An 18,582-nucleotide genomic window follows, 5' to 3' on the forward strand; every position below is an offset into this window, starting at 1 on the left:
TTCGAGCACACCTGCTTCCCGGCTCTGATCGAGCCGGTGTGCGAGTTTGCACAGCGCGCGCCCCTGTCACCGGGTCGCGCGCCGTGCGCGCTGGTTGTGCGCCGTCAGCGCGCATCACGCGCCGCCGCCCTCCTCGCACGGGGCGGGGAGGGCGGCTGAGCTGTGCCGGACGGGCCGTCGGATCTGCCGTGGAGGCGGCAACCGGGCAGTTCGATCACGTGAGTTGATGATGCATCAGAACGGTTGTCGGGACTGCGGCGACACCGTTCGAAGGGCGTGAAAGGGGGCGCGCGGGCCCTCAGAGGCGCTGCAGTCGCGCAACGGCCTCCTGGAGGACGTCATCCTTTTTGCAGAAAGTGAACCGGACCAGGCTACGGCCGGCGTCGACGTCGTCGTAGAACACGGCGTTGGGGATGGCGACGACCCCGCAGCGCTCCGGCAGGGCGCGGCAGAACTCGATGCCGTCCTTCTCGCCGAGCGGGGTGATGTCGGTGGTGACGAAGTACGTGCCCTCGGGGGTGAAGACCCGGAACCCGGCCGCCGCCAGGCCGTCGGCCAGCAGGTCGCGCTTGCGCAGCAGGTCGGCGCGGAGGGTGTCGAAGTAGGCGTCGGGCAGTCGCAGCGCCTCGGCGACGGCGTACTGGAAGGGGCCGGCGCTGACGTAGGTCAGGTACTGCTTGGCGGTGCGCACGGCCGCGACCAGGGCGGGGCTCGCGGTGACCCAGCCGACCTTCCAGCCGGTGAAGGAGAAGGTCTTGCCGGCGGAGGAGATGGTGACGGTCCGCTCGCGCATGCCGGGCAGCGCGGCGATCGGGTGGTGGGTCGCGCCGAAGACCAGGTGCTCGTAGACCTCGTCGGTGACCACCAGCAGGTCGTGCTCGACGGCGAGTTCGGCGATGACCCGGAGCTCCCCGGCGGTGAGCACGGTGCCGGTCGGGTTGTGCGGGGTGTTGATCAGCAGCAGCCGGGTGCGCGGGGTGATCAGGGCGCGCAGCTCGTCGAGGTCGGGGCGGAAGTCCGGGGCCCGGAGGGTGAGCGGGACGCGGGTGGCGCCGGCCATGGCGATGCAGGCGGCGTAGGAGTCGTAGAAGGGTTCGAGGGCGATGACCTCGTCGCCGGGCTCCAGCAGGGCCAGCAGGGTGGCCGCGATGGCCTCGGTGGCGCCGGCGGTGACCAGGACCTCGCCGTCCGGGTCGTAGGTCAGGCCGTGGAAGCGCTGCTGGTGCTCGGCGATCGCGGTGCGCAGCTCGGGGATGCCGGGGCCGGGCGGGTACTGGTTGCCCCGGCCGGTCAGCACGGCGTCCGCGGCGGCCCGGGCGATCTCGTCGGGCCCGTCGGTGTCCGGGAAGCCCTGGCCGAGGTTGATCGAGCCGGTGGCCGTGGCCAGGGCGGACATCTCGGCGAAGATCGTCGTGCCCATCCCGGCCAGTCGGCGGTTCAACAGCGGCCTGGTTCCCATTGCGGCTCCTCCTGCGTCGTCGTCGCGCCCATCCTGGGACAGCCAGGGGCCGGGGACAAGGACGGCCCGCCGGGGCCGGGGACGAGGGCGGCCCGCCGGGGCCGGGGACAAGGACGGCCCGCTGGGGCCGGGGACGAGGACGGCCCGCCACCGGCGCGAACGCGGTGGCGGGCCGTACCGGACGTCGCCGGGGCCGGAGCGGGCCCCGGGGATCAGGCCCGGGGATCAGGCCTGGGGATCAGGCCTCGTCGGTGCCCTCGGGGGCCTCGCCGTCCTCGCCCTCGATCTCGTTCTGCAGGCCGAGGCGCTCGACGATCCACTGCTCGAAGCCGACCGCGGCCTGGGTCCAGTTGGCGGTGGTGGTCACGAAGTAGTCCAGGTTGACGCCGGTGCCGACGATCATCTGGGCCTCGCCGATCAGGCGGACCACGCCGTCCTCGTGGGTGTGGGTGTAGACCTTGGGCCAGAGGGTCTCACGGTTCCACTCGTCGATCAGGTCGAGGATCTCGCCCTTCTTCTCCAGCGGGTACGCGCGGTCGTAGAAGGCGCGCACCGCGAAGAGCTCCTTCTGGTCGCCGCGGAACATGTAGTAGACGCGGAAGCCCTCCCAGGGGGCGGTGAGGTCGCCCTCCTCGTCCACGACGTGCTTGAGCTGCATCTGGTCGAGCAGCTGGGCGACCAGGCCCTGGTCCGGGACGATGATCGGCGGCGGGCCGGCCGGCTGCCCGCCCTGGCCGCCGGGCTGGCCCCCCTGGGGCATGCCGAAGGACGGGATGGACGACGGGTCGATGCTCATGGGGGTCCTCTTCCTCAGTGCACGTGGTGGCCGGCAATGAGAGGCCGCCCTTTCCACCTCCCATCCTGCCTCATCCCGGGCGCCGCTCACAGGGGCGGTCGGGGGCGCGTCGATCTTCGTTCCGGCGCTGTTCGCGGGGGTCGGCGGCCGGTGCGACGGGTGCCGGTCACGGAGCGTGCCGGGGGTGGGGCGCGGTGCGCGCCGCGGTGCGCCGAGTGAGCCACGTCACGCGCCCGGCGCCCGGGTTCGCCTGCCGTACGGGCCGGATGCGGTTAGCGTGCGACGGAACTCACTTCACACAAAGCCCGTCCCGGACGGGCAAGTTGAGCTGTTCTGAGTTGAGGGGGGAACAGGCATGGACGGAACGGTCACGGGGGAGGGCGCGACACTCGGGACGCTGCTGCGGACCATCCGGCTGGACCGGGGGATGACGCAGGAGCAGCTGGGTGACGCGACGGGGTTGAGCGTGCGGTCGATCCGCGACCTGGAGCGGGGTGTGTCCTGCCCGCGGGTGTCGACGCTGCGGCTGCTGACCCAGACCTGGAACCTGCCGGAGGCGCAGGTGGCCGAGCTGCACCGGCTGGCACGCAGCTGGCGGGACCGGGCGAGGCGACGGCAGCGGCGGGGCGGGTCGTCCGACTGACCGCGCGCGGTGTCCCGGTGGACGTCCACCGGAACACCGCGCGCGGGCCGTTCCCTCCCACCCGGAAGGGAACGGCCCGCGCGCGGCACCACCGCTACTTCTCCAGCGGCCCCCCGCCGCGGACGGTGAGGCGGTCGCCCTCCTCGTCCCGCTCGACCAGGACGGTGTCCCCGTCGTGCACCGCGCCGGACAGGATCGCCCGGGCCAGCTGGTCGCCGATCGCGGACTGCACCAGCCGGCGCAGCGGGCGGGCGCCGTACGCCGGGTCGTAGCCGGTGAGCGCCAGCCAGTCGCGGGCGGCCGGGGAGACGTCCAGGGTGAGCCGCCGCTCGTTCAGCCGCTCGCCGAGGCGGGCCACCTGCAGGTCGACGATCCGGCTCAGCTCGGCGGTGCCCAGCGGCTCGAAGACCACGATGTCGTCCAGCCGGTTGAGGAACTCCGGCTTGAACGCGGCCCGGACGGAGTCCAGCACCAGGGCCTTCTTCTTGTCCTCCGGAGTGGTCGGGTCCACCAGGTAGTGCGAGCCCAGGTTGGAGGTGAGGATCAGGATGGCGTTGCGGAAGTCCACCGTGCGGCCCTGGCCGTCGGTGAGCCGCCCGTCGTCCAGCACCTGGAGCAGGACGTCGAAGACCTCGGGGTGCGCCTTCTCCACCTCGTCCAGCAGGACGACGCTGTACGGGCGGCGGCGGACCGCCTCGGTGAGCTGGCCGCCCTCCTCGTAGCCGACGTACCCGGGCGGGGCGCCGACCAGCCGGGAGACCGAGTGCTTCTCGCCGTACTCGCTCATGTCGATGCGGACCATCGACCGCTCGTCGTCGAAGAGGAAGTCGGCCAGGGCCTTGGCGAGTTCGGTCTTGCCGACACCGGTCGGGCCGAGGAAGAGGAAGGAGCCGGTCGGGCGGTCCGGGTCGGCGATGCCGGAGCGGGTGCGGCGCACCGCGTCCGAGACGGCCTGCACGGACTCCGCCTGGCCGATCAGGCGCCTGCCCAACTCCTCCTCCATGCGCAGGAGTTTGGCGCTCTCGCCCTCCAGCAGACGGCCGGCCGGGATGCCCGTCCAGGAGGAGACCACGTCGGCCACGTCGTCCGGGCCGACCTCCTCCTTGACCATCGAGGCGGAGGCGTCCTGGTCGGCGGCGCGCTCCTGGGCCTCGGTGAGCTCCGTCTCGGCGGCCGGGATCTCGGCGTACATCAGCTTGGACGCCCGCTCGAAGTCCCCGTCACGCTGGGCGCGTTCGAGGGCGCCGTGCAGCTCGTCCAGCCGCTCCTTGAGCTCGCCGACCCGGTTGAGGCTCTTCTTCTCCTGCTCCCAGCGCGCCGTGAGCACGCTCAACTGCTCGTTCCTGTCGGCGAGATCGCGCCGCAGCCGGGCCAGCCGGTCGACCGAGGCCGGGTCCGACTCCTTCTCCAGGGCCAGCTCCTCCATCCGCAACCGGTCCACGGAGCGCTGGAGTTCGTCGATCTCGACCGGGGAGGAGTCGATCTCCATCCGCAGCCGGGAGGCCGCCTCGTCGACCAGGTCGATCGCCTTGTCGGGCAGGAAGCGGGAGGTGATGTAGCGGTTGGACAGGGTGGCCGCAGCGACCAGGGCGGCGTCCGAGATCTGCACCTTGTGGTGCGCCTCGTACCGGCCCTTGAGGCCGCGCAGGATGGCGATCGAGTCCTCCACGCTGGGCTCGCCGACCAGCACCTGCTGGAAGCGGCGCTCCAGCGCCGGGTCCTTCTCGATCCGCTCGCGGTACTCGTCCAGCGTGGTGGCGCCGACCATCCGCAGCTCGCCGCGGGCCAGCATCGGCTTGAGCATGTTGCCCGCGTCCATCGCGGAGTCGCCGCCGGCGCCCGCGCCGACCATGGTGTGCAGCTCGTCGATGAAGGTGACGACCCGGCCGTCGGAGGCCTTGATGTCGTTCAGGACGGCCTTCAGCCGCTCCTCGAACTCGCCGCGGTACTTGGCGCCGGCGACCATCGCGCTGAGGTCCAGCGCGACCAGCCGCTTGCCGCGCAGCGACTCCGGGACGTCACCGGCCACGATGCGCTGGGCCAGGCCCTCGACCACGGCGGTCTTGCCGACGCCCGGCTCGCCGATCAGCACCGGGTTGTTCTTGGTCCGGCGGGAGAGCACCTGGACCACCCGGCGGATCTCGTGGTCCCGGCCGATCACCGGGTCGAGCTTGCCGTCCCGGGCGGCCTGGGTGAGGTCGGTGCCGTACTTCTCCAGCGCCTTGTAGGTGCCCTCCGGGTCCGGCGAGGTGACCTTGCCGGAGCCGCGCACGTCCTTGAACGCGGCGAGCAGCGCCTTGGGCGTCGCGCCCCGCTGCGTCAGCAGCTCGGCGACCGACCCGCCCTCGGCGGCCAGGCCGACCATCAGGTGCTCGGTGGAGACGTACTGGTCGTCCAGGTCGTCGGCGCGCTTGCCGGCCTCGGTGAGCACCGCCAGGGTGTCCCGGGCGAGCTGCGGCGCGGCGACCGTCGAGCCCATCGCGCTGGGCAGGGCGGCCAGCTGGCGGCGCGCCTCGGCGTCGACCCGGGTGGCGTCGGCCCCGACCGCCTCCAGCAGGGGCCGGGCGATGCCCTCGGGCTGCTCCAGCAGGGCGATCAGGATGTGCACCGGCTTGACGTCCGGGTTGCCGGCCGCGCCCGCCTGCCGGATCGCGGTGGACAGGGCGTCCTGCGTCTTGGTGGTGAACTTGCTGGCGTCCACTGCTGGGGGGTCCTCCCTCGTCGTCCTTCACTACTGCTACCTACAGCATGCACTAAGTTGAGTCTATTCCGCTCAACTTTCCGTGCCCAATCTTCTACGCCCAATCTTCCGGGCCCGGGTTCGGTCCTTCCCGTCAGCCTCCGGCCCGGCGGCTTCCGGCCGAGCGCCTGGCGGGGCTCCGCCGGGTCAGCACCAGCAGCTCCCGCGCCGGGCCGCTCGGCCGCTGCCCGGCCGGCCAGACCGCGCGCAGCGGCCGGCGCAGGTCCAGCCCCTCCTCCAGCGGCACCTCGACCAGCCGCCGGGTCGCCAGCTCCTCCACCACCGCCAGCTCGCTCAGGCAGACCGGCCCCGCCCCGGTCATCGCCGCCGCCTTCAGCGCGGTGGACGAGGCCAGCTCCATCCGGGGCTGCGTCGCGCCCCCGTACGGGCGCAGCGCCATCTCCAGCACCTCCCGGGTGCCCGAGCCGGGCTCGCGCAGCACCAGCGGGGTGGCCGCCAGCTCCGGGCCGGTCAGCGGGGTGCGGCGGCGCGCCCACGGGTGGCCGGGTGCCACCACCACGACCAGCCGGTCCGCCGCCACCACCGCGCCGGCCAGTCCGGGCGGGGTGGCGGGGCCCTCGACGAAGCCGAGGTCGGCGTCCCCGGCCAGGACGTGCCCGGCGACCTCCGCCGAGTTCGCCGTCCGCAGCGTCACCGCGGTGCCCGGGCTGGCCTCGGAGAGCCCCAGCAGCCAGCCCGGCATCAGGTACTCGGCGACGGTCAGACTGGCCACCACCCGCAGCTTGGCGTCCCGGCGCTCGCGCAGCGCGTCGATCCCGGCGTCCAGCGCCTGCGCCGCCTCCACCACCTGCCGGGCCCACTCGACCACCAGCCGGCCCGCCTCGGTCGGCTTGCTCCCGCGGGGTGAACGCTCCAGCAGGGGCACGCCGATCTGCCGCTCCATGCCCTTGATCCGGGCGCTGGCGGTCGGCTGGCTGACGCCCAGCTCGGCCGCCGCCCGTCCGACGCTGCCCAGCCGGGCCACGGCGAGCAGCAGTTCCAGGGCGCCGAGTTCGGGGACGTGCGAGGAGAGGGGCATAGGTCCAGGCTATGTCGCCATAGGATCCTCGGCGCTACCGGTGGCCGGCCTTCGGACCGATGGTGGAAACATGTCCACCTTGGCCGGAGTCCGTCCCCTCGCCCGCCCCGCCGTCCGCCGCTCCCGCGTCGACCTCTCCCAGCTCGGCCCCAACTGGTACGCCGTGGTGATGGGCACCGCGATCATCGGCAACGGCGCGGCCGCCCTGCCCGTCCGGCTGCCCGGGCTGATCGGCTTCGGCGAGGTGATGTGGGCGCTCGGCCTGGCCGCCCTGCTGGTGCTGGGCGCGGCCCGGCTGGTGCACCTCACCCGGCACCGCGAGGCCGCCCGCGCCCACCTGCTGGAGCAGCCCGCCACCGCCGTCTTCTACGGCTGCCCGCCGATGGCCCTGCTCTCGGTCGGGCTCGGCACGATGACGGTCGGCTCCCGGGTCATCGGCACCGGCCCCGCGGTCGCCGTGGACGCCGTGCTCTGGGGCGTCGGCACCCTGTACGCGCTGGCCGTCGCCGGCGGCATCCCGTACCTGATGATCACCCGGCACCGGATCTCCGCCCTGGAGTCCAACCCGACCTGGCTGCTGCCGGTGGTCGCCCCGCTGGTCGCCTCCGCCTGCGGCCCGGTGCTCGTCCCGCACCTGCCGGCCGGCACACCCCGGCAGGCCATGCTGTACGCCTGCTGCGCCCTGTTCGGGATCGGGCTGCTGGCCACCCTGGTGCTGCTGCCGGTGGTGTTCACCGGGCTGTTCCACAGCAAGCTGCCCACCCTGGTGCTGACCCCCTCGCTGTTCCTGGTGCTCGGCCCGCTCGGCCAGTCCGTCACCGCCGTCCACCAGATCGCCGACGCCGCCCACCCGGTGCTGCCCGCGCTGGCGCCCGCCATGCTCGACCTCGCCGAGCTGTACGGCGTCGCGGTGATGGGCGTCGCGGTGCTCTGGCTGGCCGTCGCGCTCGCCGCCAACCTGCGCGCCCGCCGGGCCGGGATGCCCTTCGCGATGACCTGGTGGGCGTACACCTTCCCGATCGGCACCTGTGTCACCGGCGCCTCCGCGCTCGCCCGGCACACCGGCTTCGTGGGCTTCACCGCGCTGGCCGCCGGGCTGTACCTGCTGCTGGCGCTCGCCTGGGCGCTCGCGGCGGGCGGTACGGCGGCGGGCCTGGCACGCGGCCGGCTGCTGGCGCGGTGAGGCGGGGGCGCTGAGGCGGGCTGAGGTGCCGGACCGGATTGTCACCGCGCGTAGACATGCAGCTCAGGAGCATGTCGCCGTTGCAGGAACGCGCAACCGGGTCATGACCGTACGCGGCCAACCGGAGGTACCGCCGGGCACCACCCCGCCCCCCGCTGGCCTCGCCCTTTACCGGAATCCGCCCCGCCGCTCCACCCCCCGGCCGCACCCCGGGATGCAGATAACTGCAATTGCGCGAACATGCACTCGGGCGGCACTTGTTCACCGGCCGTCACGCTGTGAGGGTGGAGACACGCCAAGTCGTCCGGGCAACCGCAGCCCGATGGTGGCGACTTGCTCTTCGGACTGACCGCCGGCGCACCATTCCCGCGCCGGTGGAACGGGGGGAGAAGAGCACCGGCCGGGGACCATGTGTGGTGATGGCCCCCGGAACCGGATCCGTCGAGGCGTTGCTGCTCCGCCTCGACGGAAGCGCCCTGGCATTGGCGTGCAGAGACGGCGGCCCCCGGACGTCCCGGTGTGCGACGGCACCCGGGCCCGGGGGCCCGCCGTCCGAACCGGTACCGTGACCGCCGACCGCATGATCACCCCGTACCGGCACCCGGTACCGTGAGCCCGCCCGGCAACCGGCACCCGCGGCTCGTCCGCCGGGAAACGCGGGCAACACCAGGGGAGATGCGTCCGGCAGGGAGAGTGCGACGTGACGGCGGAACCGGCGGTCGCTCCGCACCAGCCAGGGCCCGTGGGCGAGGAACCCGACGAGGCCGCCCGGCAGCTGTACCTGACGATCATCGCCGAGGGCGGCCGCATCCCCTGCGCGAGCGTCGTCGACACCGACCGCGGCGCCCTCCAACAGCTCATCGACATCGGCCTGCTGATGGTCAACCCGGTGGACCGCTGCTACACCGCCGTCAGCCCGCGCTCCGTCAGCGACCGGCTCGGCGCCGAACTCCGCAGCGAGGCCACCCGGCTGCTCGTCCGCGCCGAGAGCCTCCCGGGCACCCTGGACGGCCTCACCCGCGCCTACGACGCGATGCCCCGCCCCTCCGGCCGGGCCGGCGGCGCCGTCCACGTCGAGGGACACGTCCACATCCGCCAGCGGATCTCCCAACTGGTCTCCGACTGCCGCTCCGAAGTCCTCACCGCCCAGCCCGGCCAACGCCCCGCCGACACCCTGCAGGTCGCCCTCCGCCAGGACGTCCAGCTCCTCCGGCGCGGCTGCTCGCTGCGCACCATCTACCAGCCGGTCGCCCTCGCCGAACCGCCCGCCCTCGCCTACGCCGAGGAAGTCACCCGGCACGGCTCCCTCATCCGCGTCCTCGACGAACCCTTCCAGCGGCTCATCGTCTTCGACCGCACCGTCGCCGTGATCTCCGCCAACGACGACAACAGCACCGCCGCCTTCATCAGCGACCCCGCCACCATCACCTTCCTCGTCGGCACCTTCGAACGCGACTGGGCCCGCGCCGACACCGCCGAAGCCGCGGTCCTCGGCCAGGGCCCCACCCGCACCGTCCCCGACCGGGTCGGCCGCCTCCTCGCCCGCGGCCTCACCCAACGCGCCGTCGCCACCCGCCTCGGCCTCAGCGAACGCACCGTCGCCGCCCACATCTCCCGCCTGCGCGACCGCCACGGCGCCCAGACCCTCTTCCAGCTCGGCTGGCTGATGCGAGGCGCCCGCGATGACCGATGAACCCGCCCCCACCCTGCTCACCGCCGCCCTCCCGGACCCGGCCGCCCGCGCGCTCTACCTCGCCGTCCTCCGCGAAGGCGGCCGCGTGCGCGCCGCGGACGTCGGGGTGGACGACGGCCCGGCGCTCCGGAAGCTGGTCGAACTCGGGCTGCTGGTGCCGGGGTTGGTCGACGCCTCGTACAGCGCCGTCGACCCGCGCCCGGTCGCCGAACGGATCGGCACCGACCTGCGCAAGACCGGCACCCGCCTCCTGGCCGAAGCCGACCAGGTCCCCGAACTGCTCCGCGAACTCTCCCAGGCCTACGACACCGTGCCCCGCCGCGAAGCCCGCCGGACCGGCACCCGGACCGTCACCGGAAAGGCCGAGATCCGCCACGAACTCGAACAGCTGACCCACGCCTACCCCAACGAGAGCCTCACCGCCCAACCCGGCGCCGCCCGCCCCGCCGATCTGCTCGCCGACTCCCTCGCCCGCACCCGCCGCTACATCGAGCGCGGCGGAGTCGTCCGCTCCCTCTTCGAACGTGCCGCCCGCACCCACGACCTGGCCGTCGCGTACGGCGCCGAAGCCGCCCGCTTCGGCTGCCAGATCCGCATCCTGGACCAGCCGTTCAAGCGCTTCCTGGTCTTCGACCGCACCGTCGCGGTCATCCCCGCCGCCCACGACTACACCAGCGCCGCCGTGGTCGACGACCCGGCGACGGTGGCCTTCGTCGTCGACACCTTCGAACAGCTCTGGCAGCAGGCCGAAGGCGTCAACTGGGCAGCCCTGGCCGACAGTTCCGCCAGCCCGACGGCCCACGAACAGGTGGCCCGCCTCCTCCCCCGCGGCCTCGCCCAGCGCGCCATCGCCACCCGTCTGGGCCTCAGTGAGCGGACGGTGGCCGGCCACATCGCCCGGCTGCGTGAGCAGTACGACGCGGAGACGCTGTTCCAGCTCGGCTGGCAGATGAGGGGAGCCCGCGATGCCTGAGCCCGACCTGCTCGGTGCCGCCGCCCGGGAGTTCTACCGGGAGATCCTCAAGGAGGGCGGTCGCCTTCACGTCGGTGACATCCGTCCCGAGGACGAGCCGACGATCCAGCAGCTCGTCGGCCTCGGGCTCCTGGTCCTTCGCGCCGCCGACAGTTCCTACAGTGCGGTGAACCCGCGCGCCGTCGGCGAGCGCCTCGGTGCCGACTTGCGGGAGGAGAGTGCTCGCCTGCTCGCTCGGGCAGCGCTCGTTCCGGATCTTCTGGAGGACCTGGCTCAGGCCTACGACGCGGCACCTCGCCGGAGGGAGTCGGCCGGTGGCGTGCGGCGGCTGGCGGGCATGGTGGAGATCCGGCACCTGCTTTCCCAGATCGCCAGGGACCACCCGCACGAGGCCCTGTCCGCGCAGCCCGGCGGGCCCCGTCCGCACGACCACATGGCGGACGAGTTGGATCAGGCCCGCCGCTACGTCGAAGCGGGTGGCGTGATGCACACCATCTTCGAGCCCTCGGCGTGCTCCGACCCGCGAACCGTCGAGTACGCGATGCGGTCGACGCGGGTCGGTGTCCCCATCCGATTGCTGGAGGGGCCCTTCACCAAGACGCTGATCTTCGACCGGACCGTCGCCCTGATCCCCGCGGCGGCGGACCATACGGTGGCCGCCGTCGTAGAGGATCCCGCGATCGTCGCCTACCTGGTCGACGTCTTCGAACGGCAGTGGGCGCAGGCCCAGGTGGTGGACTGGGAGGCACTCGCGGAAGGATCCGCGGGGTCCACGACCCTTGAGCAGGTGGGCCGCCTCCTCGCCCGGGGGCTCACCCAGCGGGCGATCGCCACCCGGATGGGCCTCAGCGAGCGCACCGTGGCCGGTCACATCGCCCGGCTGCGTGAGCAGTACGACGCGGAGACGCTGTTCCAGCTCGGCTGGCAGATGAGGGGAGCCCGCGATGCCTGAGCGCGGTCTGCCCGATGTCGCCGTGGTGGAGGGCCGGAACGGGGGCTCACGGATCCGCTGTCCGGAGACCCCGTTCAACCACGGCCTGGTCGTCGGTCGCACTGTCGCTCTGATCCCGGCGACCCCTGAGAGCGGGGTCGCCGCCGTGGTGGTGGATCCTGCGACGTGCCTGGCCGAGTCCGGCCGGCCCGGCGGGCGGGGGAGCCCGGTGGCTGAGCGGTGCTCAGCCGGTGGCGGCGCCGGTCGGCCAGTAGCCGGGGACCGGGGGCTGCTGCCGGGGGACGTTGAACTGCTCGCCGGGGGCGGTCCAGAAGCCCTCGCGCAGGGAGAGCGCCATGCCGGCCCAGTCGAGCGCGGTCTCCACCGTGTGGTTGAGGGCCTCCTGCGACCAGGTGTCGTCGAAGACCAGCGGCAGGACGGGGGCGACCTGCTCGATGGTGGCGATCAGCGGGTTGTGGGTGATGGCCTCGTCGACGAGGAGGACGATCGGCTTCCGCAGGGCCGACGCCCACCCGAGCTCCAGGCTGACACCGGCCGAGAGCGGCGCTCCCACGTAGGCGAACACGAGGTCCGCGGACTGCAGGGCGCGGAAGTCGGAGGGGACGCGGGGCTCCGGAGCGCGGCCGGAGATGGTCCAGGCGTCGCTGTGGTGCGCGCTGTACACAGCGGCACCGCTGCGGAGCAGGGTCGTGCGGAGCGTCGTCAGCCGCGTCCGGCTGGCGAGCGTCACCACACTGTCGGCCGGGCCGGTCAGCCGCATCAGCGGCGCGGCCAGGAACACACGTGCACGCCGACCCTCAGGGGCCTGGCTGTCGTGGTGACGCAGGTAGGGCTCGGTCATGTCGACTCCGGGGAAAGGCCGACCGGGAGAGTGAGCGTCGGCGATGCGTTGGATGTGGGCTGCTCTGCGTGGTGATCCCGCTGATGAACGACTTAGCATTTGACGGTACATTGGCAAGGTGTGGCGTCTTGCCGGACCATTGGGAGCGAACTGATCGTCCATCGCGGGGCAGCGCCGCGTCCAGGGTTGGCCTGTGTCATCTGGATGCCTGGCAGGGAGATGACGCACACCCGTGCACCGGGGGTGACAGCCTCCCCCCTCGCGCGGCACTATGTGAGCCGTTATCCTGTTCGACGCTTCTAGTGGCGATTCTCCGGAGAGAGAGTGGGGGCATGACTGACATGCGCCGGTTTGTCCGCAAGGTTGTGCTTTCGTTGGCCGTCGCCGCCGCTGTGCTCGGTGCCGGCTCTCTTGCCCATGTTGCCGACTCGCACAACGCGATTGCCGTCGAGGCCACCGCGAGCGCCCTGGACGACATCTCCTGGCAGTGAACACGATCGTTTGAGTGTCTGGCCGCTTGTCAGGACTCGTGAAGGATTCGCCGACCCCCTGAATCGGGGCTCTCAGTCAGTCGGCGATTCCTGCATCTTCCGGCCGAGGACATATCCGAGTTGGAATAGCGAGTCGACTTTGTAGTCATCGCGCATTTCGGCTATGTGTCTTGCCAGCGTCCGCTCGCTGATTCCCAAACGCCGCGCGATGACCCGGTGGCTGGTGCCTTCGAGCATCTGGTCGATGATCGTCTGACGCAGACGGGACACCACCTGCTGCGGCACGGTGCGGTCGCCCTCGAATTCCAGCGCTCGGCTCCAGCACCGTTCGAAGACCTCTTCGGCGAGATAGTCGACGACCGCGGGGTCGTAGATGAAGGCCGCGAGGCTCATGTCATCGGCGATCGGGATCACGGCTACCCGCCGATCCATCACTATGAGCCGCGTATAGGGTTCGTCAAGGGTTCTGTACTGGCCACCTGCCCGGGCGAGTGTGGCCACGTAATCCCTGGTCGGCTGGTGGTAGCGCGTGCTGGCGTGGTAGATCGTCCGCATCTCCGTACCACTGCGGAGCGTTTCCAGATCGTGCTCGATCATCCCGGCGAGAAGGTCCGGCTGGCGCGGGCCGCCGGGTTGGAGCGCCAGGGCTTCCTCGAGCCCGGATTCTCTGAACTGCTCCAGCCGCTGACGGATAAGAGCCTTGCCCTGCACATACTCGATCGATCCGCCGCGTTGCTTCGGGGAATGGAATTCCCGAGCGAGTTCCTGCAGTTCGGAGGGCAGGGAGACGGCTCGTGACAGGAGCTCCAAGGCCTGACGCTGCCACGAATGGCTGAGGCTGGCTGAGAGCTGTGTGGGGTCGGCGGCTACGAAAACAGTCGGATCATCGCTGTCGGGAACGAGAAGGCCAATCCTCGCCAGCTCGTCGCGCGCAGAATCATTCTGATCGGTATTGGTGCCCGATGGCAGCCTGCCGTCTCCTCGGAGAACGGTGAGAAATAGCTCCCGTGCTTCTGTCGAGAGCACGGTCAAGCCGGCGGCAAGGGGCTGCTCTCGTTCACTCATCCGCGACTCCTTGCCGTTACCGTGATACCTGCGTCCCGTCAGCGCTGACGCTGAATCGCGTTTCAGCATGCCAGATCCGGTGCGCCCTCCGAAGAGGGATTGATGACCGCACCCTCTCACCAAGGCCGAGCCGCCGGCACCCCCCGAACAGGAGGGGGCCGGCGGCGGGGTCCGGGCGGGCGGGTCAGCGCTTGGGGCGCCAGACGACGAGGGCGCTGGACTGGGGCGTGGGGGGCTGGTACGGGACGAGGTCGCGGCGGTAGGAGGCGTGGACGGCGGCCTCGCGCTGCTGGAGGGCGGTGGCGGCGCCTTCCAGGGAGTCGACGAGTTCGGTGACCCGGGACTGGAGGGCGGTGACCTGGTTCTCCAGCTCGATGATCCGCTTGATGCCCGCCAGGTTGATGCCCTCGTCCTGGGAGAGCCGCTGGACCTCGCGCAGCTGCTGGATGTCGCGGGCGGAGTAGCGGCGGCCGCGGCCGGCGGTGCGGTCGGGGCAGACCAGGCCGAGGCGGTCGTACTGGCGGAGGGTCTGCGGGTGCAGTCCGGACAGTTCGGCGGCCACCGAGATGACGTACACCGGGGTGTCCTCGGTGAGGACGTACGGCGGTGCGGCCGAGGGGACCCGGCGGGTGCGGCGGGTGCCGTCGCCGGGGAGGCCCTCGCCGACGCCGGGGCCGATCGACCCGTCGGGGTTGACCGGATTCATCGGATTCATCGGGGACATCTGGTCGTCACGCTCCCTTCGCCGCCCGGAAGAGGGCCGCGCGCGGATCGTCGGAGGCGGTGGCCTCGCGGTACTGCTCCAGGGCGTTCAGCGCGTCGCCGGTGACGTGCTGGGGCACCACGACCTCGACGGTGACGAGGAGGTCGCCGCGGGTGCCGTCCTTGCGGGTGGCGCCCTTGCCGCGGGCGCGCATGGTGAGGCCGTTGGCGCTGCCCGGGGGCAGCTTGAGCTTCACGGCGGGGCCGCCGAGGGTGGGTACCTCGATGGTGGCGCCGAGGGCCGCTTCGTGGAAGGCGACGGGGACGGTGACGGTGAGGTTGTCGCCCTTGCGGCCGAAGACGGGGTGCGGGTCGACGTGCACGGTGACGTAGAGGTCGCCGGGCTGTCCGCCGCGTTCGCCCTGGGCGCCCTTGCCCTTGAGGCGGATGCGCTGGTCGGCCTGGACGCCGGCCGGGATGCGGACCTGCATGGTGCGGGCGGAGCTGGCCCGGCCGCTGCCGTGGCAGTCGGTGCACGGGTCGTCGACGATCATGCCCCGGCCGCGGCAGTCCTTGCACGGCTCGGAGAGCGCGAAGGCGCCCTGGCCGCGGCTGACGGTGCCGGCGCCGACGCAGGTGGGGCAGACCCGCGGCGTGGTGCCGGACCTGGCGCCGGTGCCGTTGCAGGTGCGGCAGGGGGCCTGGCTGGTCATCCGGAGCGGGACGGTCGCGCCGTCGACGGCCTCCTCGAAGGAGAGCGTCACCTCGGTCTCGACGTCGGCGCCGCGCCGGGGCTGGGCCTGCCGGGTGCCGCCGCGGTTGAAGAGGCCGCCGAAGACGTCGCCGATCCCGCCGCCGCCGGTGCCGCCGCCCTGGTTGCCGCTGAAGAGGTCGCCGAAGTCGAAGCTGTAGCTGCCGGTGCCGCCGGGGCCGCCGCCGGCCCGGAAGCCGCCGTTGGCGAAGAGGCTGCGGGCCTCGTCGTACTCCTTGCGGCGCTTCTCGTCGGAGAGGACGTCGTACGCCTCGGAGATGTCTTTGAAGCGCTCCTCGGCCTTGGCGTCACCCTTGTTGGCGTCCGGGTGGAACTCGCGCGCGAGCTTGCGGTACGTCTTCTTGATCTCGGTGGCGGTGGCGTCCTTGGGCACGCCGAGGACCTTGTAGTAGTCCTTCTCGACATAGTCCTTGCCACTCATGGCCTCCGCCACCTCCCGATGTCCATCGTCACTGTGTTGTCAACAGCACGGGAACGCACGGCCGTCGACAACGCGCTGCGGAGCCGGCCGCCGTACTGGCCGGCGTACGACTCCGCAGCGCACTGGTTGTCAGCTGTCACAGGTGGTCAGCTGTCCGAGCCACCGTCGGACGTGTCCGCGTCGCCGGACTTGGCGTCGGCGTCCGGGGCGGAGGCCGTCTGGGTGCCCGGCTGGGGCTCCGCGACGGCGACCATCGCCGGGCGGATGATCCGCTCGCCGATGCGGTAGCCGGGCTGGAGGATCTGCACGCAGGTGTCCTCGGTGACGTCCGAGGAGTAGCTGTGCATCAGCGCCTCGTGCATGGTCGGGTCGAAAGGCTCGCCCTCCTTGCCGAACTGCTGGAGGCCCAGCTTGGCGACGACCGTCTCCAGCGACTCGGCGACGGACTTGAAGCCGCCCGTGACCTCGCCGTGCTCGCGGGCGCGGCCGATGTCGTCCAGGACCGGGATCAGGGACTCCAGGATGTTGGAGACCGCGATCTCGCGGACGGTCAGCCGGTCGCGCTCGACCCGCTTCCGGTAGTTCTGGTACTCGGCCTGCAGGCGCTGCAGGTCCGCGGTGCGCTCGGCCAGCTCGCGCTTGGCGGTGGCGAGCTCCTCGGGGGAGCCCTCGCCGGCACCGGCCGCCGCTGCCTCCTCGGCGGCCTTGATCACGGCCTCCTCGGCGGCGGAGTCGTCGCCGGGCTTGCCGCCCTGCGGCTTGTCCGTCATGCCGACGCACCACCCTTGGGCTTCTCGTCGTCCACGATCTCGGCGTCGACGACGTCGTCGTCCTTGGCCTGGGCGGACTCACCGGCGGGGGCGGCACCGGCGGCGTCGGCGTTGGCGTACAGCGCCTGGCCGAGCTTCTGGGCGGTGGTGGAGACCTTCTCCGAGGCTTCGCGGATCTTCGCGATGTCCTCGCCCTTCAGGGCCTCCTTGAGCTCGCCGATGGCGGTCTCGACCTCGGTCTTGACGTCGGCCGGGAGCTTCTCCGCGTTGTCGGCGATGAACTTCTCGGTCGAGTAGACGAGCTGCTCGGCGGAGTTGCGGGTCTCGACGGCCTCGCGGCGCTTGTGGTCGTCCTCGGCGTACTGCTCGGCCTCGCGGCGCATGCGGTCGACCTCGTCCTTCGGCAGCGAGGAGCCGCCGGTGACGGTCATCTTCTGCTCCTTGCCGGTGCCGAGGTCCTTCGCGCCGACGTGCATGATGCCGTTGGCGTCGATGTCGAAGGTGACCTCGATCTGGGGCAGGCCGCGCGGCGCCGGCGGGAGGCCGGTCAGCTCGAACATGCCGAGCTTCTTGTTGTACGCGGCGATCTCGCGCTCGCCCTGGTAGACCTGGATCTGCACGGACGGCTGGTTGTCCTCGGCCGTGGTGAAGATCTCGGAGCGCTTGGTCGGGATCGTGGTGTTGCGCTCGATCAGCTTGGTCATGATGCCGCCCTTGGTCTCGATGCCGAGGGACAGCGGGGTGACGTCGAGCAGCAGGACGTCCTTGACCTCGCCCTTGAGGACACCGGCCTGGAGCGCGGCGCCGATGGCGACGACCTCGTCCGGGTTGACGCCCTTGTTGGCGTCCTGGCCGCCGGTCAGCTCCTTGACGAGCTCGGCGACGGCCGGCATGCGGGTGGAGCCGCCGACCAGGACGACGTGGTCGATCTCGGAGAGCGAGATGCCGGCGTCCTTGATGACGTTGTGGAACGGGACCTTGCAGCGCTCCAGCAGGTCCGCGGTCAGCTGCTGGAACTGGGCCCGGGTGAGCTTCTCGTCCAGGTGCAGCGGGCCCTCGGCGGAGGCCGTGATGTACGGCAGGTTGATCGAGGTCTCGGAGGACGAGGACAGCTCGATCTTGGCCTTCTCGGCGGCCTCGCGCAGACGCTGCAGGGCCATCTTGTCCTTGGACAGGTCGACGCCGTGGCCGGACTGGAAGACCTTGACCAGGTGGTCGACGACGCGCTGGTCCCAGTCGTCACCACCGAGGTGGTTGTCACCGTTGGTGGCCTTCACCTCGACGACCCCGTCGCCGATCTCCAGCAGGGAGACGTCGAAGGTGCCGCCGCCGAGGTCGAAGACCAGGATGGTCTGGTCGTCCTTGTCGAGGCCGTACGCCAGGGCGGCCGCGGTGGGCTCGTTGACGATGCGCAGGACGTTGAGGCCCGCGATCTCACCGGCCTCCTTGGTGGCCTGGCGCTCGGAGTCGTTGAAGTACGCCGGGACGGTGATGACGGCGTCGGTGACGGTCTCGCCCAGGTACGCCTCGGCGTCCCGCTTCAGCTTCTGCAGCACGAAGGCCGAGATCTGCTGGGGGTTGAAGTCCTTGCCGTCGATGTTGATCTTCCACCCGGTGCCCATGTGGCGCTTCACCGAGCGGATGGTGCGGTCGACGTTGGTGACCGCCTGACGCTTGGCCACCTCGCCGACCAGGACCTCGCCGTTCTTGGCGAAGGCGACGACGGACGGCGTGGTCCGAGCGCCCTCGGCGTTCGTGATGACGGTGGGCTCGCCACCCTCCAGAACGCTGACGACCGAGTTCGTCGTGCCGAGGTCGATGCCGACCGCGCGTGCCATCGTAGGTACCTCCACGGAAGAGTTGAGCTTTACAGGCTCAAGGATGCACGACTCGACGGGCAGCGTCAACAGCTATGAGTGCCAGTCGCTCAACTTTGCTGAGCGGAATCGACCGATGGGGCGTGGGCGGGACGGTGGTGGGGCGGTAGTGGAGCGGCGGGCGCCGTGGCGCGCGTGCGGTCACGTGACTGCCGCCATAGCTTG

The 18,582-nt window shown here is 71.6% G+C and carries 16 protein-coding genes; 6 read left to right on the forward strand and 10 right to left on the reverse strand.

Features of this window, described 5'->3' with window-relative positions; all coding sequences use genetic code 11:
- Nucleotides 1–298: 298 nt before the first annotated feature.
- Both ACYP53_RS08955 and ACYP53_RS08960 read right to left on the reverse strand, forming a co-directional pair.
- Nucleotides 299–1,459: a pyridoxal phosphate-dependent aminotransferase gene (locus ACYP53_RS08955; RefSeq protein ID WP_459647088.1), complete on the reverse strand. Its 1,161-nt coding sequence runs from the start codon at nt 1,457–1,459 to the stop codon at nt 299–301.
- Nucleotides 1,460–1,697: 238 nt separating this feature from the next.
- Nucleotides 1,698–2,255, reverse strand: a complete 558-nt coding sequence (locus ACYP53_RS08960; RefSeq protein ID WP_189913206.1) for a type III secretion system chaperone family protein — start codon at nt 2,253–2,255, stop codon at nt 1,698–1,700.
- 355 nt (nt 2,256–2,610) lie between these two features.
- Here ACYP53_RS08960 and ACYP53_RS08965 point away from each other — a divergent pair, with 355 nt between their 5' ends.
- Nucleotides 2,611–2,898: a helix-turn-helix domain-containing protein gene (locus tag ACYP53_RS08965; RefSeq protein WP_459647089.1), complete on the forward strand. Its 288-nt coding sequence runs from the start codon at nt 2,611–2,613 to the stop codon at nt 2,896–2,898.
- 94 nt (nt 2,899–2,992) lie between these two features.
- On the opposite strand, the gene clpB is transcribed toward ACYP53_RS08965, so the two are convergent.
- Nucleotides 2,993–5,599 (reverse strand): ATP-dependent chaperone ClpB, encoded by a 2,607-nt coding sequence (clpB, locus tag ACYP53_RS08970; RefSeq protein ID WP_459647090.1) that lies wholly within the window; start codon nt 5,597–5,599, stop codon nt 2,993–2,995.
- Nucleotides 5,600–5,732: 133 nt separating this feature from the next.
- Nucleotides 5,733–6,677, reverse strand: coding sequence for a LysR family transcriptional regulator (locus tag ACYP53_RS08975; RefSeq protein WP_459647091.1), 945 nt, complete (start codon nt 6,675–6,677; stop codon nt 5,733–5,735).
- Nucleotides 6,678–6,747: 70 nt separating this feature from the next.
- Here ACYP53_RS08975 and ACYP53_RS08980 point away from each other — a divergent pair, with 70 nt between their 5' ends.
- The 4 genes from ACYP53_RS08980 (at nt 6,748) to ACYP53_RS08995 (ending at nt 11,478) form a co-directional block, all read left to right on the forward strand.
- Entirely contained in the window at nt 6,748–7,860 is a 1,113-nt protein-coding gene (locus ACYP53_RS08980) for a TDT family transporter (RefSeq protein ID WP_189913202.1), read from the forward strand.
- A 742-nt stretch (nt 7,861–8,602) separates the two neighbouring features.
- Complete coding sequence (locus tag ACYP53_RS08985) at nt 8,603–9,553, forward strand: LuxR C-terminal-related transcriptional regulator (protein ID WP_189913201.1); 951 nt, start codon at nt 8,603–8,605, stop codon at nt 9,551–9,553.
- Nucleotides 9,543–10,526 (forward strand): LuxR C-terminal-related transcriptional regulator, encoded by a 984-nt coding sequence (locus tag ACYP53_RS08990; protein ID WP_459647092.1) that lies wholly within the window; start codon nt 9,543–9,545, stop codon nt 10,524–10,526. Before ACYP53_RS08985 ends, ACYP53_RS08990 begins: the two co-directional genes overlap by 11 nt.
- Nucleotides 10,519–11,478: a LuxR C-terminal-related transcriptional regulator gene (locus tag ACYP53_RS08995; protein WP_459647093.1), complete on the forward strand. Its 960-nt coding sequence runs from the start codon at nt 10,519–10,521 to the stop codon at nt 11,476–11,478. The genes ACYP53_RS08990 and ACYP53_RS08995 overlap by 8 nt, the downstream gene beginning before the upstream one ends.
- Before the next feature lie 223 nt (nt 11,479–11,701).
- On the opposite strand, the gene ACYP53_RS09000 is transcribed toward ACYP53_RS08995, so the two are convergent.
- Nucleotides 11,702–12,319, reverse strand: a complete 618-nt coding sequence (locus ACYP53_RS09000; RefSeq protein ID WP_051709310.1) for a TIR domain-containing protein — start codon at nt 12,317–12,319, stop codon at nt 11,702–11,704.
- Nucleotides 12,320–12,651: 332 nt separating this feature from the next.
- Between ACYP53_RS09000 and ACYP53_RS09005 the strand changes: the two genes are divergently transcribed.
- Entirely contained in the window at nt 12,652–12,810 is a 159-nt protein-coding gene (locus ACYP53_RS09005) for a hypothetical protein (RefSeq protein ID WP_189913198.1), read from the forward strand.
- 72 nt (nt 12,811–12,882) lie between these two features.
- Here the strand turns inward: ACYP53_RS09005 and ACYP53_RS09010 are convergent, their stop codons facing one another.
- The 5 genes from ACYP53_RS09010 to dnaK form a co-directional block, all read right to left on the reverse strand.
- Nucleotides 12,883–13,875: a helix-turn-helix domain-containing protein gene (locus ACYP53_RS09010; RefSeq protein ID WP_189913197.1), complete on the reverse strand. Its 993-nt coding sequence runs from the start codon at nt 13,873–13,875 to the stop codon at nt 12,883–12,885.
- Between the two features lie 184 nt (nt 13,876–14,059).
- Nucleotides 14,060–14,590 carry a heat shock protein transcriptional repressor HspR gene (locus ACYP53_RS09015; RefSeq protein WP_373313663.1) on the reverse strand — a complete coding sequence of 177 codons (531 nt, stop codon included), beginning with the start codon at nt 14,588–14,590 and terminating at the stop codon, nt 14,060–14,062.
- A 16-nt stretch (nt 14,591–14,606) separates the two neighbouring features.
- The gene (gene dnaJ, locus ACYP53_RS09020) at nt 14,607–15,770 is read right to left on the reverse strand and encodes a molecular chaperone DnaJ (protein ID WP_459647094.1); all 1,164 of its coding nucleotides are present in this window, start codon (nt 15,768–15,770) and stop codon (nt 14,607–14,609) included.
- Between the two features lie 146 nt (nt 15,771–15,916).
- A complete protein-coding gene (gene grpE / locus ACYP53_RS09025; protein ID WP_189913194.1) occupies nt 15,917–16,540 on the reverse strand; it encodes a nucleotide exchange factor GrpE in 624 nt (207 codons plus the stop codon).
- Nucleotides 16,537–18,378 carry a molecular chaperone DnaK gene (gene dnaK, locus ACYP53_RS09030; protein ID WP_189913193.1) on the reverse strand — a complete coding sequence of 614 codons (1,842 nt, stop codon included), beginning with the start codon at nt 18,376–18,378 and terminating at the stop codon, nt 16,537–16,539. The genes grpE and dnaK overlap by 4 nt, the downstream gene beginning before the upstream one ends.
- Nucleotides 18,379–18,582: the final 204 nt, after the last annotated feature.

Source organism: Kitasatospora sp. Ki12, assembly GCF_054601375.1.

What these genes read in the sequence shown, in the direction of transcription:
- ACYP53_RS09005 (WP_189913198.1), top strand. Translation starts at nt 12,652, where the DNA reads ATGACTGACATGCGCCGGTTTGTCCGCAAGGTTGTGCTTTCGTTGGCC.
- ACYP53_RS08955 (WP_459647088.1), bottom strand. Translation starts at nt 1,459, where the DNA reads ATGGGAACCAGGCCGCTGTTGAACCGCCGACTGGCCGGGATGGGCACG.
- dnaJ (WP_459647094.1), bottom strand. Translation starts at nt 15,770, where the DNA reads ATGAGTGGCAAGGACTATGTCGAGAAGGACTACTACAAGGTCCTCGGC.
- ACYP53_RS09010 (WP_189913197.1), bottom strand. Translation starts at nt 13,875, where the DNA reads ATGAGTGAACGAGAGCAGCCCCTTGCCGCCGGCTTGACCGTGCTCTCG.
- dnaK (WP_189913193.1), bottom strand. Translation starts at nt 18,378, where the DNA reads ATGGCACGCGCGGTCGGCATCGACCTCGGCACGACGAACTCGGTCGTC.
- ACYP53_RS09000 (WP_051709310.1), bottom strand. Translation starts at nt 12,319, where the DNA reads ATGACCGAGCCCTACCTGCGTCACCACGACAGCCAGGCCCCTGAGGGT.
- ACYP53_RS08990 (WP_459647092.1), top strand. Translation starts at nt 9,543, where the DNA reads ATGACCGATGAACCCGCCCCCACCCTGCTCACCGCCGCCCTCCCGGAC.
- ACYP53_RS08980 (WP_189913202.1), top strand. Translation starts at nt 6,748, where the DNA reads ATGTCCACCTTGGCCGGAGTCCGTCCCCTCGCCCGCCCCGCCGTCCGC.
- ACYP53_RS08965 (WP_459647089.1), top strand. Translation starts at nt 2,611, where the DNA reads ATGGACGGAACGGTCACGGGGGAGGGCGCGACACTCGGGACGCTGCTG.
- ACYP53_RS09015 (WP_373313663.1), bottom strand. Translation starts at nt 14,590, where the DNA reads ATGAATCCGATGAATCCGGTCAACCCCGACGGGTCGATCGGCCCCGGC.
- ACYP53_RS08975 (WP_459647091.1), bottom strand. Translation starts at nt 6,677, where the DNA reads ATGCCCCTCTCCTCGCACGTCCCCGAACTCGGCGCCCTGGAACTGCTG.
- ACYP53_RS08995 (WP_459647093.1), top strand. Translation starts at nt 10,519, where the DNA reads ATGCCTGAGCCCGACCTGCTCGGTGCCGCCGCCCGGGAGTTCTACCGG.
- ACYP53_RS08960 (WP_189913206.1), bottom strand. Translation starts at nt 2,255, where the DNA reads ATGAGCATCGACCCGTCGTCCATCCCGTCCTTCGGCATGCCCCAGGGG.
- grpE (WP_189913194.1), bottom strand. Translation starts at nt 16,540, where the DNA reads ATGACGGACAAGCCGCAGGGCGGCAAGCCCGGCGACGACTCCGCCGCC.